Below are 13,798 nucleotides of genomic sequence, written 5' to 3' on the forward strand. Positions count from 1 at the left end.
CAATAGCAGGAAAGGCAGCATGTTGGGGCCGAAAGTTTCGGTAGACTGCGGGCCATGTCAGCGAAGAGGCGGGTGACGATAGCCCTGATAGCCGAGGAGGCCGGGGTGTCCATCCCCACGGTCTCCAAGGTCATCAACGGCCGTCCCGAGGTCGCTCTCGAGACCCGGCACCGGGTCGAGCGGCTGCTGCGCGAGCACGGCTACCAGCGGCGCGCCAGCCAGGGTGACACCCCGGCCGGGCTCGTGGACCTGGTGTTCGCCGAGATCGAGTCGCCGTGGGCCATGGAGATCGTCCGCGGCGCGGAGAGCGCGGCCCGCGAGGCCGCCGCCAGCCTCGTCATCTCCGTCCTGCACACCCACGCCGGCCCCGGCCGCGACTGGATGGAACGCCTGGCCGCCCGGCGCACCGACGGCGTGGTGATCGTCGCCTCCAAGCTGTCGGCGGGCGTCCAGGGCCAGCTCACCGCCCGTTCCCTGCCGTTCGTCGTGGTGGACCCGGAGGGGGAGCCGGCCCCCGGCGTCGTGTCGGTGGGCGCCACCAACTGGAACGGCGGACTGGCCGCCACCCGCCACCTCGTCGAGCTGGGTCACCGGCGCATCGCCATGATCAGCGGCCCCGCCGACATGCTCTGCAGCCAGGCGAGGATCGACGGCTACCGGGCGGCCCTGGAGACGGCCGGCATCCCGGTCGAGCCGGAGCTGATCCGGCGTGGCACGTTCCTCGTCGACTCGGGGCACGACCACGGCCACGCGCTGCTGTCGCTCGACGACCCGCCCACCGCGATCTTCGCGGGCAGCGACCTGCAGGCGTTCGGCGTGTTCGAGGCGGCGCGCCAGCGCGGCCTGCGGGTCCCCGAGGATCTCAGCGTGGTCGGCTTCGACGACCTGCCGCTGGCCAGGTCGGCCTGGCCGCCGCTGACCACGGTCCGCCAGCCGTTGCAGGAGATGGCGGCCCTGGCCACCCGCACGGTGCTCGGGATGGGCCGCGGCGAGGTGCCCGAGACGCGGCGGGTGGAGCTGGCCACGGAGCTGATCGTCCGCGAGAGCACCGCCCCGCTCCCCGCCTGACCGCGCGGGCGTTTTCCGGCGGCTCCCCGGGGCAGCCGGAGCGTCATGACGCGAACTCTCATCAGCGGGGCGGCCAGGGGCGCCGCCGGCGGCGCGCTCGCCACGGCGGCGATGAGCACGGTCATGCTGGCCGGTGAGCGCGCCGGCCTCATGGGCGACCAGCCGCCCAAGCGCATCGTCCGCTCACTGCTGCCGGGAAGCCGGCACCGGCGCAAGCCGGGTGAGGGCGTGCTCGGCACCGTCGCCCACTTCGGCTTCGGGATCGCCTCGGGCGCGCTGTTCGGCGCGCTGGCCCGGCGCCGCCGCGTGCCGCTGGGAGTCGCGTACGGGCTGGCGATCTGGATGGTCAGCTACGCCGGCTGGGTGCCGAAGGTGGCCACCCTGCCACCGATCCACCGTGACCGGCCGGGCCGCCCCGTCGTGATGGCCGCCGGCCACGTCGTCTACGGGGCGGCCCTGGCCTGCGCGCTCAACCGCTGGGACCGGCGCCGCTGACGATCAGCCGCGCCAGAACTTCACCTCCGGGTACGCCGGCGACGGGCCGTCCAGCAGCGGCCGCCGCTCGCGCAGCAGGTGCCGGTCGACGAACGACCGCACGTACGTCCTGGTGACGGCCACCGCACGCTCGCCGTCGAGCTCCTGCGCCGGCAACCCCACCTGCTCCTGCAGCACGGCGTAGTCGGTGAACGCCGCGTGGTTCGTGCCGGACACGGTCAGCCACCGCTTCCACCCCCGCACGTGCGGCCAGAACTCCGGCCACGACTCGTCACCGGCCGGCGTGTGGTTGACCTCGGTGCCGAGCATCAGGTACGGCCGGCGCACCGGCTCGGCGGGCGTCTTGGGCATGAGGCTGCCGTCCAGGTTGACCCCCGCCCGCACCCGGTGGTCGGCCGCCATCACCTGCGAGACGGCGTTGCCGCCCAGCGAGAACCCGGCCATGGCGATCCGCGACCGGTCGACCAGCCGGCCCCAGCGCCCCCGGAGCAGCTCGTCCAGCACGAAGCGCATGTCCTTCACGCGGCTGGCGGTGATCGTGGCGCCCCACTCCGGGGTCATCTTCTTCTGGCAGGTCACGCAGCCGACGGTCCGGCCGTCGGGCAGCGTCGTCGCCACCGACTCGTGGGTGTGCTCGACGGCCGCGACCACGTAACCGTGGCTGGCGAGATCCTCGGCCAGCGACGTCATGGTCGCCCGGGGGAACGCGTGGCCGGGAGACACCAGCACGAGGGGCAGCCTGCGCTTCGTCGCGACCGGCGGGGCGCCCGCCCGCGCGTGGGTCCGCGTTCTCGCCAGCGCGTCCGGCGGGACCTGCTTGTACGGCGCGAGCACGGCCGCCGACTCGGCCGCCGTCAGGTAGGGAGCGGGCTCGCCGGACGCCCTGGCCGCCGGGTACCACACCGACACCATGAGCTGCCGGTCGCCGAACCCCGGCACCCACGGGTCCGGGCGGCCGGAGTCCACCAGATGCAGCGAGCCGAACCCGACCGGCTGCCTCCCGGTGGGCGCGGGCAGGGCCGTACGGACGTCCGGGGACGGCCCGGTGGAGGGCTGCACGGTGGGGGAGGGCGAGGGGCTCTGGGCGTGGGCGGCCGGCGCCGCGAGGAGCGAGCAGGCCACGCCGAGGGCCACGAGGACATGTCGTTTCATGGTCATCACCCTGGGGGCGCGGATCCGGTCCCGTCCCGGCCCGGACGTCGACGGGCACCCCCTCCTTTCGTCGCATGCCGGCGATCCGATCGGCGCTTCCGGCCCACCGCGATCCGCGCCGTAGCCTGTCGGGGTGCGGGTGAACAGGCAGATGACGCCGGTGCTGCTCGGGGTGGCCGTCTTCGCGGTGTCCCTGGGCTCGACGAGCGGCGGGCTGGGCGTCGTGTCCGGCCTGCCGTTCCCGCTGCCACTGGTGGCGGCGGGGGCGGCCGGTGCGGCGGCCTGGCGGGTGCGGCGCTCGTGGTGGCCGCTCGCCGCGATCGGCGCCGTCGCCTACGTGGTGCTGGTGATGTGGCCGCCGCTGGTGGTCGCTTCCTACCACGCGGGCACCCGGCTGCGCCGGACCCGTGACATCGCCCTCTACCTGGGCGCCGCCGTCGTCGTGCTCGTCGCGTCGGTGGGCGCGGGCCGGATCGCCGGAGGCCCCCGCGAGCTGGCGACGGCCACCCCGGCCAACGCGCTGCTGATGGCCGTCGCGGCGATGGTCCTGCCGCTGGTGTACGGGCTGTGGATCAGGTCCAGGCGCGACGTGCTCGCGGCGGCCAGGGAACGGGCCGACAGGCTGGAGAGCGAGCAGGTGATGCGGGCCGAGCAGGCCCGGTCCCAGGAGCGGGCCCGCATCGCCCGGGAGATGCACGACGTCGTCGCGCACCGCGTCTCGCTCATGGTGCTGCACGCCGGGGCCCTGGAGCTGGCGGCGGGCGACGAGCGCACCGCCGAGGCGGCGGCCATGATCGGCGGCATCGGCCGCGAGGCGCTGGCCAACCTGCGCGAGGTCCTCGGGGTGCTGCGCTCGACCGAGCAGCCCGCCCCCCTGGCGCCGCAGCCCACGCTGGCCGACCTCGACCGCCTGCTCGACCAGTCCCGCGCGCTCGGCATCCCGGTGACCCGCCATGACCACGGCGAGCCGCGCCCGCTCCGCTCCACCGTCGAGCGGACGGCGTACCGGGTGGTGCAGGAGGCGCTCACCAACGTGCACAAGCACGCGGCCGGCGCGGCCACCGACGTGCACGTCCACTTCCTGCCCGGCGAGCTGCGGGTGGAGGTGCGCAACCGTCCGGCGCGGGGCGGCCCGGCGCCGCTGCCCGGCTCCGGCTGGGGGCTCGCCGGGCTGCGCGAGCGGGTGGAACTGCTGAACGGCACGCTGCGCACCGGCCCCGAGGACGGCGGCGGCTTCGGCGTGATCGCCGAGATCCCCCTGGAGGCGGCGTGATCCGGGTGCTCGTGGTCGACGACGAGGCCCTGGTGCGCTCCGGGCTGCGGATGATCCTCGACACGGCCGGCGACATCGTCGTGGCGGGCGAGGCGCGCGACGGCGCGGAGGCCGTCGGCGCGGTGGCCAGGCTCGCGCCGCACGTCGTGCTGATGGACGTCCGCATGCCCGGCCTCGACGGCCTGGCGGCCGCCGCCCGCATCCTGGCCGCGCCGGACGCGCCCCGCGTCGTCATGCTGACGACGTTCGACCTCGACGAGTACGTGCACGAGGCGCTGCGGCTGGGGGCCGTCGGCTTCCTGCTCAAGGACACCCCGCCCCGCGACCTCATCGCCGCCGTCCGGACGGTGGCGGCGGGCCAGGCGATGCTCTCGCCGTCCGTCACCAAGAGACTGATCACGGCGTTCGTGGACCGTGCGCCGTCGCGGGCCGAGCAGGCCCGTGCCCGGCTCGCCGCGCTGACCGGACGGGAGGAGGACGTGGTCAGGGCCGTGGCCCGGGGCCTGTCCAACGCCGAGATCGCCCGCGAGCTGCGCCTGTCGGAGGCGACGGTGAAGGCGCACCTCAGCCGGGTGCTGGCCAAGCTCGGCATGACCAACCGGGTCCAGGCCGCGATCCTGGTGCACGACGCCGACCTGTAGGGCCGGGGATAGGGTCTGCTCACGTGAGCACCGAGTGGGAGCGGCTGTCCGAACGGCTGCGCGAGTTCGTCCGGGTCCGGGACTGGGAGCAGTTCCACACGCCGAAGAACCTGGCGATGGCCCTCGCCGGCGAGGTCGGCGAGCTGGTGGCCGAGCTGCAGTGGCTCACGCCGGAGGAGTCGCGCGACCTCGACCCCGACACCCTGGCCAGGGTGCGGGCCGAGCTGGGCGACGTGGCCGGCTACCTCGTGCGGCTCGCCGACGTGCTCGGGGTGGACCTGGTGGAGGCGGCCCATGCCAAGCTCGACGAGAGCGAACGCCGCTACGACGCCGACTCCTACCGGGGATCGGCCAGGAAGGCGCCCCCGCTCGCCCCCTGACGAGCCCCGGCCCGGCGCCGCCCGCGCCGGGCGGCCAGCAGCAGGGCGCACGGGACGAGCACGGTGACGAACGGCGACGGCTCGAAGCAGATCGCGCCGACCAGCGCCCAGAGGGCGAGCCCGCCCGCCACGTACGCCGGCGGCACCCGGCCGCCGCGCCCCGCCCTCGCGACGAGCGCGCCGAGCAGCCCGAGAGGCACGGCGAAGCTCCCCCAGACCAGCCAGAACGCGCCCACGTTCACCGGCGGTGAGCCGAGCTCGGCTAGCCCGCCCGTGCCCGGCAGCCAGGCCTCGCCGCGGAACCAGCCGGGGATGTGCGGCGCGGCGGCCAGGCCGGTGATGGCGAGGTGCACGCAGGCCAGGAACACGAGAATCCCGCCGGCCCACACCACACTCTTTACGGAAACACTAGTTTCGGAACTCATGGTTCCTTATCCTGACGTCACAGCGAGACCGCCGCAAGGTCGCCTCCGTCACACTTTCCAGAACCGCGAGTCTCGTATGCTGGCCGGTGTGAAACCGTCACTCGGGCGCCCGCGCGACGACCGCGTGGACCGGGCCATCGCCGACGCGACCCGCGCGATCCTCGCCGAGACCGGCTACGCGCAGCTCACGGTGGACGCCGTGGCCGCGCGGGCGGGCGTGGGCAAGGCCGCGATCTACCGCCGGCACGCCACCAAACAGCAGATGATCTTCGCGGCCGTCCTGCACGACCTGCTGCTCGCGCCGCCGCCCGACTCCGGCTCCCTGCGGGGCGACCTCACCGCGCTGCTGCGCGTCATCGTCGCCAACCTCACGGCGCCGCCCGCCGGGGTCGTCCCCGCCCTGCTGGCCGACGTCCACGGCGATCCGGCGCTGGCGGCCGCGTTCACGAGCACGTTCGTCGCCGCCGAGCGGGGATGCGTCGAGGAGGTCCTGGACCGCGCCGTCGCCCGTGGCGAGCTGCCGCACCGCCCGGACCCGGCCGTCGCCCACGCCCTGCTGCTCGGCCCGGTCTTCGCCTGGCTGTTCCTGCTCCGCGAAGACCCGGCCAGGCTCGGCCCGGTGACCGCCGCCCTCGCCGAGACGGCCGCCACCACCCTGACCGCCGCCCCTGCCTGACTCGGCCGCCCCACGCCCGCTCAGGCCGTCCGCCACCCCTGCCTCTGCTCGGGCCGTCCGCCACCCCTGCCTCTGCTCGGGCCGTCCGCCACCCCTGCCTCTGCTCGGGACGTCGCCACCACCACCCCTGCGCTTGCTCGGGACGCCGCCTCACCCTGACCCTGCTGGGGGCGGCCGCCCCACCCTGACCACCCCGCGGCCCCGTTAGGGTGACGGGCATGCGATTCGGGGTGCTGGGCTCGCTGGCCGTCTGGACCGACGCCGGGAAAGCCGTCACGGTGCCCGGCCTGAAGGTGCGCGCCCTCCTCGCCGACCTGCTCGTCAACGCGGGCCAGGTGGTCTCCGCCGACCGGCTCGTCGACGACCTGTGGCGCGGCGAGCCGCCCGCCAACCCCGCCGGCGCGCTGCAGGTGCGGGTCTCCCAGCTGCGCCGCGCCCTGGAGGACGCCGAGCCGGGTGGCAAGAACCTCGTCGTCTCGCGCCCGCCCGGCTACCTCCTCCTCGCCGCGCCGGGCACGCTCGACGCCGCCGTGTTCGCCGAGCTGGTGACCCGGGCCGGCGCCGCGGCGAGCCCGCGCGAACAGGCCGCGCTGCTGGCGGAGGCCCTCGGGCTGTGGCGCGGCCCGGTGCTCGCCGACTTCGCCGACGAGGAGTTCGCCAGGGCCGCGATCGCCCGGCTGGAGGAGCAGCGCCTCGCCGCCCTCGAACAGCACGCCGAGACGCGGCTGGAGCTGGGCCAGCACGGCGCGCTCGCCGCCGAGCTGGGTGACCTGGTGGCCCGCCACCCCCTCAGGGAACGCCTCAGGGCCGCCCACATGCTGGCCCTGTACCGCGCCGGACGGCAGAGCGAGGCCCTGGCCGCCTACGCCGACCTGCGCGACCGGCTGGCCGAGGAACTGGGCCTGGACCCCGGCCCCGAGCTGGCCGAGCTGCACCGGGCCATCCTCGTACAGGACCCGGCGCTGAGCTCGGCGCCGCCGCCCGACCGCCCCCGTACCAACCTGCCGGCCCCGATGAGCGGCCTCATCGGCCGGGACGCCGAGCTGACCGAGATCCGCGCGCTGCTGGAGGACGCCCGGCTGGTGACGCTCACCGGCAGCGGCGGCGTCGGCAAGACGCGGCTGGCGCTGGAGGCCGCCACCCAGGCGGCGGAGGCGTACCCCGACGGCGTGTGGCTGGTGGAGCTCGCCGCCCTCGACCGCCGCCCACCGCCCGCGCCCGAAACCGCGCCAGGAGCCGACCCCGAAACCCCGCCAGGAGCGGGCCCTGAAGCCACGTCCGGCCCCGAACCGGCAGCGGGGCCCGGCGCCACGTCCGGGCCCCAACCCGCAGCCGACCCCGTGGTCACGTCCGGACCCGAACCCGGAGCGGGGCCCGGCGCCGAACACGATGCCGGGCCGGTGGCGGAGGCGGTGCTGGCGGCGCTCGACATCCGGGAGAGCGCCGAGACCCGCACCCCGGCCGAACGGCTGGCGCAGGCGCTGCGCGAGCGCCGCACCCTGCTGGTGCTCGACAACTGCGAGCACCTGGTCGAGCAGGTGGCCGACCTCGTGGAGCCGCTGCTGCGCGCCGCGCCCGGCCTGCGGGTGCTCGCCACCAGTCGCGAGCCGCTGGCCCTGCCCGGCGAGGTGCTGTGGAGCGTGCCGCCGCTCGACCTGCCGGCGGACGACGACCTCGACACGGTGCGGCGGTCCGGCGCGGTCCGGCTGTTCGCGGCCAGGGCCGCCGCCTCGACCAAGGGCTTCGTGCTCGACGCCGGCAACGCCGAGGCCGTCGCCCGGCTGTGCCGCGCCCTCGACGGAATCCCGCTCGCGCTGGAGCTGGCGGCCACCCGGGTGCGGGCACTCGGCGTGCACGGCGTGGTGAAGCGGCTGGGCGACCGCTTCCGGCTGCTCGGCTCCGGCCCGCGCGGCGTCCCCGAACGGCAGCGGACCCTCGCGGCGGTGATCGACTGGAGCTGGGACCTGCTCGGCGAGCCCGAACGCGCCGTGCTGCGCCGCCTCGCCGTCCACGCGGGCGGCTGCACGCTGGAGGCCGCCGAGGAGATCTGCGCCGCCTCAGATCCCGGCCTCGACGTGCTGGACGTGCTGGCCAGGCTGGTGGACCGGTCGCTGGTGGACGTGGTGGAGACGCCGGCGGGCATGCGCTACCGGCTGCTGGAGTCGGTCGCCGCGTACTGCCTCGACCGGCTCTCCGACGCGGGTGAGCTGGACCGGGTCCGTCGCGCGCACGTCCGCCACTACGTGGCGCTGGCCGTCCGCGCCGAACCCGCCCTGTACGGACCCTACCAGGGGGAGTGGCTGGCCCGCCTGGACGCCGAGTCGGCCAACCTGCGGGCGGCGCTCGACATCGCGGCCGGCTCGGGCGACGCGGCGGGCGCGCTGCGGCTGGTCAACGCGCTGACCTGGTACTGGTTCCTGCGCGGCAGGCTCGCGGAGGCCCGGCGCTCACTGGAGACCGCACTGACCACAGCCGACCGAGCCGGCGGCGCGACCGAACGGGGCGATGGCGCGTCGGACCGGGCCGGTGGCGCGACGGACCGGGCCGGCGGCGCGAGCGGCGGGGCCGGTGCTGCGGCGGGCCGGGCAGGGGAGCTGCCCGGCAGGGCCAGGGCGGCGATCTGGCATGCCGGGTTCGCGCAGCTGCTCGGCGAGGACGTCGCCTGGGACAGCTCCGCCGTGACCGACCCGGGCGAGCGGGCCAGGGCCGAGCTGTTCCTCGCGATGGCCGTCAGGGACGTCCAGGTCGCGCAGGAGCTGGTGAGCGGAGCGCTGGCCACGTTCCGTGCGATCGGCGACGAATGGGGCGTCGCCGCGGCGCTCAGCCGGCGCGGCCGCGACCACTTCACCCAGCGCGACCTCGCCGCGCTCGAACGCGACTGCGGGGAGAGCGCCCGGCTGTTCGACCGGCTCGGCGACCGCTGGGGACGGCTCCAGGCCATGGAGTGGCTCGCCGGGCTCGCCGAGATGACCGGCGACGTCGAGCGGGCCCGGCGCCTGTTCGAGGACGGTCTGCGGATGGCCGAGGAGCTGGGGCTGTGGCCGGAAGCCGCCCGGCGCACCGCCTGGCTCGGCTGGATGGCCCTGGGGACGGGCGACTACGACCGGGCCATGGAGCTGTGCGGGCAGGCGCTGCGGCTGGCCGCCGGACAGGGCTACCGGGAGGGCAAGGTCATGGCCGAGATGGGGCTGGCCTTCGCCGCGCGCCGGGCCGGCCTGCTCGACCTGGCCGAGACGCACCTCCTCCACCTGCTCGACGGCGTCCCGCGGCATCCCGGCGCCGAACCCGCCATGCACCTGCCCACCACCTGCATCGAGCTGGGGTACCTGCGCGAGCGGCGCGGCGACCCCGCGGACGCCCGGGAACTGCACCTGGAGGCCCTGGTGGCAGCCACGCGGATCGGCGACCCGAGCACGATGGCCTGGGCGGTGGAGGGCCTGGCCTCCGCCTCGGCGGCGGCCGGCGGCCACGAGCGGGCAGCGCGGCTGCTCGGCCTGGCCGCCGAGGCCCGGCACGCCAGCGGGCTACCAGGCAACGTCTCCGAACTGGGCGAGGTCCAACGCGTCACCGCGGCGGCACGCGCGGCGCTCGGCGAGGAGGCGTTCACCGCCGCGTACGAGCAGGGCCGCACGCTCAAGCCGGACGACGCCGCCGGCCTCTAACACCACGGTCACGCCCCCACACAGCTCGCCCCGCCGGTCGAAGTCCCCGATTCACGCCTGCGACACCAGCTCGCCCAGCCGGTCGAATCCCCGATTCACTGGGACACCAGCTCGCCCAGCCGGTCGAAGAACTCGATCCAGCCCGCCTTCGCCTGCTCGGCGTGCTCCGGGGGCGTGTTGACGCCGTACTGGTGGAACCTCATCAGCGTCCTGTCGCCGTACACGTCCAGCGTCACGGTCACCACCGAGGCCGGTCCGTCACCGGGCTGGTCCGGGTCGCCCGTGGTGAACACGAGCCTGCCGGGCCCCGCCACCTCACGGTAGACCCCGCCGAGCGACACCTCGAAGCCGCCGTCTCCGACGAGCGTCACCTCCCAGGCGCCGTCCGGCCGGACGTCCAGGCGCGTCCGCTCCACCGGCGCGGTCATGGCGCGCGGCCCGAACCAGCCGGAGAACAGCTCCGGCTCCGTCCACGCGGCGAACACCCGCTCGCGCGGGGCGTCGAGGATGCGGGTGATCTCGTACTCGGCGGTCTCGCCCATCGTGCTGCCTTTCGTCCGGTGTTCCGTTCTGCTCGCAACGATGCCGCGGACCGCTTACGGTTTCCTTCCCGTGCTCTTCAGCACGGGTTCTGTCGGTACCGCTCAGTACGGTCCCCGCCATGGAGATCATGGAATGAACCCGTGGCGTGAGGTTCTCGGCCGCATCGAGGCAGGCGACAATGCGGGGCTGGTGGAGTTCGTCGACGGGCTCGGCGACGTCGGCCGCCGCGCGGTCGCGGCGCAGCTGCCCGGGCACCTGGCCGAGCGGCTCGCCCGAGGGTGGCAGGAGCGCTGGGAGCTGCGCGACCGGGCGGCCGGCTACCGCCTCGCGGGCGCCGCCTGCCTGAGCGGCGCCGCCCAGGTCGCGGCCTGGCTCAACCGGCGCGAGCTGCGCGACGTCGCCGGCCGTACCGACGCCGAGCGGATCCTCCGTCTGCTCAGGCGGCGGCCGGAGGACTGGCGCCGAGACCTCGCCGTCCGCCTGGTCGAACGGCTCAGGCTGCCGCGCGGCCGGGCGGCCTGGCGGTGGACGGGCGGGCTGCCGGGCTGGCACCTGGCGGCCGGGCTCGTGCTCCAGACCGGTGTGGAGCCGCCCGCGAACGACGCCTTCACGGCCGGCTGGGTCCTGCGCATGGCCGCGGAACGGGAGGTGCCACGCCCCGACGACCCCCTGCTCGACCTCATGGTGGCGCGGTTGTTCCAGGCCACCGGGGTCGCCGCGGGACTGACATGGAGCCAGGCCCGCAACTCCGGCAACGACATCGTCACCACATTGGTGACGATGTCCGGCGACGGCCGCCTGAAGCGGCAGGACCTGCTCGATGGATGCCTGGCCCGGTTCCTGTCCGGGGCCCCCGCCGACGAGCTGGCGCCGTTCGTGGCGATGTGGCGGCAGCTCGCGCCGGAGGCGGCGGAGATCCCCGTGCTGGAGCTCGCCCGGCTGCTGCCGTCGGCGCCGCCGGTGTTCGCCCAGCTCGCCCTCGACGAGCTGCGGCGCGCCGACCAGGCCGGGCTGCTGGACGGCGAGCTGTTCGGGGAGGCGGTGCAGGCGTTGGCGTACCGGCCCGAGCGCAAGCACGTCACGGCGGCCCTGAAGTGGATCGCCGACACGGTCCCGTCCGGCCGCCCCCGCACCCGCCCCACAACCCCCACCGACGGCCCACCCACCTCTACCTCGACCGCCACAGGCCCGGCCACCTCGCACCCGGCCACCTCGCACACACATCCGGCCACCTCACATCCGGCCACCGCGAACTCGACCACCTCAGCCTCAGCTGCCTCAGGCCCCGCCACCCCAGGCCCGGCCACCTCAGGCCCGGCCACCTCAGGCCCGGCCATCCCAGGCCTGGAGATGTCGGCTGCGGTGGTTTCGGGCCCGGCGACCTCGGGCCGAGTACCGCCGGGTGCGGTGACGTCAGGCGCGGCCGTCTCCCGCGTGAGGGCCGGAGGAGCGCTGATAGCGCTGGCGACGGCGTTCTCCCATGAGGCGCCCGCCGTGCGAGACCGCGCGGTGCGCCTCGCGCTCAAACTCGGCGCCCGCCACGTCCCGGGCGATGGCCCCGGCTCGGGCCGGGGCCGAGGCCGCCACGTCCCGGGCGGCGACCCCGGCCCGGCGTCCGCTTCAGGTCCCGAGCACGCGGCCGAGCACGCGGCCGACGAGACGGCCGACGAGACGGGGGCACCCGGCACCGCACCCGACGACTTGCTCACCCAGGGGTGGGACGCCGTCCGGGAGGCCGCAACGGCCCTTCCCGACGACCTGCGTGTACGGGTGGCCGCCGTGTTCGGCGAGGTGGCACCGCCCGACGACGAGCCGTCGGCGGGGGCACCGGTGCCGGCGGCCCGCCCGCTGCCCGCGCTCCTGCCGCCGATCGAGACGCCTCACGAGCTGGCCGACGAGCTGTCCCGGTTGAGCCGGCCCGAGGACCCGGCCGTCTTCGAGCGCATCCTCGCCGCGCTGGTCGCCCTCACCCACCGCGACCGCGCCGCCGTGGTGGAGGCTTTGGGGCCGTGGTGGCGCGACACGTGGGCGCAGCCTTTCGAGCCCCGCCACTACGCGTACGCAGGGGAGCTCGACCGGAATCCCGGGCCCCTGCTGCAGCGGTGCGCGCTGGCCGTCGTGTCGCCCGCCGACAGCCGCGCGTTGACCGCAGTCCTCGACGACGGCATGACTTCTCACTTCCCGTATGACGAGCCCCCGCTCCAGCAGTTCATCCAGCGGCGGCTGCGGGAGGTGATCAGCCTGTTCGAGCGGGGCGGGACGGTCCCCGTGCTGCTTGCCACCCCGACCACGCCCACCGGCCACGTCGACCCCGAGACACTGCTGGCCCGCCTCGAACTGCTCGAGGGCGCGGAGCCGCTCCCGGCCGACCTCGATCAGGCGCTCCTCCGCCTCCCTCGCCTGACCGCCGCCGCGCCCCTCCCACCCGGAGCACCAGCTGAGGACACCTGGCCGGTAGCCGCGACCGTCCAACCGGGCACGGCAGCAGAGACAGACGCATCGGCCGTCCAACCGGGTGCGGCGGTGGAGATAGACGCATCGGCCGTTCAGCCGGGTGCGGCGGCGGGGACGGACGCTCCCGTCGCTTCCGTCAGGCTGCTGCCCTGGTTGTCAACGCTCGCCGGACGCGCCGACGCGATCGGTACCGAGGCCGGGCGGCGGCTGGCAGGCTGGTTGCGCGCCGGCGGGCTGCCCGACCCGGTCGTCCGGTGCACCCTCAGGCCCGCCCCCGCCGTTTACGGCGAGACGAGCTGGGACACGCGGATCACTCCGGCCGCCGCCGTTCCGGACGGGATCGCCGACCTGATGGTGGTTCCTGCGCCCACCAGCAGCTGGGGTGGCGCGGTCTGGTGGCCCTGCAGCATGCCGTCCCACCGCGAGATCGTCGCGGCGCACCTGCTCCCCTTCGTGAACGGGTTCGGCGAACCTGGCTTGGCCGAGGCGCTGGCCATGCTCGTCCACGGTGACGGACCGCTCGGCGAGGCGACCGCGACTGCGCTCGCGACGGTGATGGGCGACAGACGACCCGAATGGCGGGCCGCCGCCGCGGACGCCCTCGTCACGTTGACGGTACGTGGTGATCTGTCAGGCTTCGGAAACCTCGTCGGAGATGTCGTCGGCCAGGCGGTGCCAGCCGGACTGGTCAAGCTCGCCCGGGTCAACACCGTGCTCCAGGAGGCCACCGAGTCGGGCGCCGGCACCTGGCCGGTCCTCGCCGCGGCGCTGGAGGTGCTGCTGCCCGAGCCGGGCGCGAAGGTCCGGGCCGGGCTCGGCGACCTCCTCGCGACGGCGGTGCGTTCAGCCGTACTGGCCGGGGCCCGTGGCGACGTCCCCGGCCTGGCGGCACTGGCGGCCCGCAAGGGAGCCAGCCGCGCCGGCGAGGAGGCCCGCCGCCTCCACCACCACCTCACCAGAGCCTGACCCGACCACCCGCAAGCTACCGCCGCCCAAGGCGACCCTGCCCGCACCACCGCATCACAGGAG

The 13,798-nt window shown here is 75.5% G+C and carries 11 protein-coding genes; 8 read left to right on the top strand and 3 right to left on the bottom strand.

Going from position 1 to position 13,798, the window contains the following annotated elements; all coding sequences use genetic code 11:
* The first annotated feature begins 54 nt into the window (after nucleotides 1-54).
* Both CXR44_RS06845 and CXR44_RS06850 read left to right on the top strand, forming a co-directional pair.
* Nucleotides 55-1,068: a LacI family DNA-binding transcriptional regulator gene (locus tag CXR44_RS06845; protein ID WP_101784010.1), complete on the top strand. Its 1,014-nt coding sequence runs from the start codon at nucleotides 55-57 to the stop codon at nucleotides 1,066-1,068.
* Nucleotides 1,069-1,113: 45 nt separating this feature from the next.
* Entirely contained in the window at nucleotides 1,114-1,563 is a 450-nt protein-coding gene (locus CXR44_RS06850; RefSeq protein WP_101784011.1) for a DUF6789 family protein, read from the top strand.
* 3 nt (nucleotides 1,564-1,566) lie between these two features.
* On the opposite strand, the gene CXR44_RS06855 is transcribed toward CXR44_RS06850, so the two are convergent.
* Entirely contained in the window at nucleotides 1,567-2,715 is a 1,149-nt protein-coding gene (locus CXR44_RS06855; RefSeq protein WP_101784012.1) for an alpha/beta hydrolase family protein, read from the bottom strand.
* A gap of 133 nt (nucleotides 2,716-2,848) precedes the next feature.
* Here CXR44_RS06855 and CXR44_RS06860 point away from each other — a divergent pair, with 133 nt between their 5' ends.
* The 3 genes from CXR44_RS06860 to CXR44_RS06870 are packed head-to-tail and all read left to right on the top strand — an operon-like array spanning nucleotide 2,849 to nucleotide 5,009.
* Complete coding sequence (locus CXR44_RS06860; RefSeq protein WP_245898899.1) at nucleotides 2,849-3,988, top strand: sensor histidine kinase; 1,140 nt, start codon at nucleotides 2,849-2,851, stop codon at nucleotides 3,986-3,988.
* Nucleotides 3,985-4,629, top strand: a complete 645-nt coding sequence (locus CXR44_RS06865) for a response regulator (protein ID WP_101784014.1) — start codon at nucleotides 3,985-3,987, stop codon at nucleotides 4,627-4,629. Before CXR44_RS06860 ends, CXR44_RS06865 begins: the two co-directional genes overlap by 4 nt.
* Before the next feature lie 23 nt (nucleotides 4,630-4,652).
* Nucleotides 4,653-5,009: a nucleotide pyrophosphohydrolase gene (locus tag CXR44_RS06870; protein WP_101784015.1), complete on the top strand. Its 357-nt coding sequence runs from the start codon at nucleotides 4,653-4,655 to the stop codon at nucleotides 5,007-5,009.
* Here the strand turns inward: CXR44_RS06870 and CXR44_RS06875 are convergent.
* The gene (locus CXR44_RS06875) at nucleotides 4,967-5,434 is read right to left on the bottom strand and encodes a hypothetical protein (RefSeq protein ID WP_144069880.1); all 468 of its coding nucleotides are present in this window, start codon (nucleotides 5,432-5,434) and stop codon (nucleotides 4,967-4,969) included. The genes CXR44_RS06870 and CXR44_RS06875 overlap by 43 nt on opposite strands.
* An 88-nt stretch (nucleotides 5,435-5,522) precedes the next feature.
* On the opposite strand from CXR44_RS06875, the gene CXR44_RS06880 reads away from it, so the two are divergent.
* Both CXR44_RS06880 and CXR44_RS06885 read left to right on the top strand, forming a co-directional pair.
* Nucleotides 5,523-6,110 (top strand): TetR/AcrR family transcriptional regulator, encoded by a 588-nt coding sequence (locus CXR44_RS06880; RefSeq protein ID WP_219601690.1) that lies wholly within the window; start codon nucleotides 5,523-5,525, stop codon nucleotides 6,108-6,110.
* A gap of 218 nt (nucleotides 6,111-6,328) precedes the next feature.
* Complete coding sequence (locus tag CXR44_RS06885; RefSeq protein WP_101784018.1) at nucleotides 6,329-9,772, top strand: BTAD domain-containing putative transcriptional regulator; 3,444 nt, start codon at nucleotides 6,329-6,331, stop codon at nucleotides 9,770-9,772.
* A 95-nt stretch (nucleotides 9,773-9,867) separates the two neighbouring features.
* On the opposite strand, the gene CXR44_RS06890 is transcribed toward CXR44_RS06885, so the two are convergent.
* Nucleotides 9,868-10,314 (bottom strand): SRPBCC family protein, encoded by a 447-nt coding sequence (locus CXR44_RS06890; RefSeq protein ID WP_101784019.1) that lies wholly within the window; start codon nucleotides 10,312-10,314, stop codon nucleotides 9,868-9,870.
* Between the two features lie 133 nt (nucleotides 10,315-10,447).
* Between CXR44_RS06890 and CXR44_RS06895 the strand changes: the two genes are divergently transcribed.
* On the top strand, nucleotides 10,448-13,735 hold the full coding sequence (locus CXR44_RS06895; RefSeq protein WP_101784020.1) for a DUF7824 domain-containing protein: 3,288 nt from the start codon (nucleotides 10,448-10,450) through the stop codon (nucleotides 13,733-13,735).
* Nucleotides 13,736-13,798: the final 63 nt, after the last annotated feature.

It is taken from the genome of Nonomuraea indica (assembly GCF_002850745.1).
GTDB classification, from domain to species: Bacteria; Actinomycetota; Actinomycetes; order Streptosporangiales; family Streptosporangiaceae; genus Nonomuraea; species Nonomuraea indica.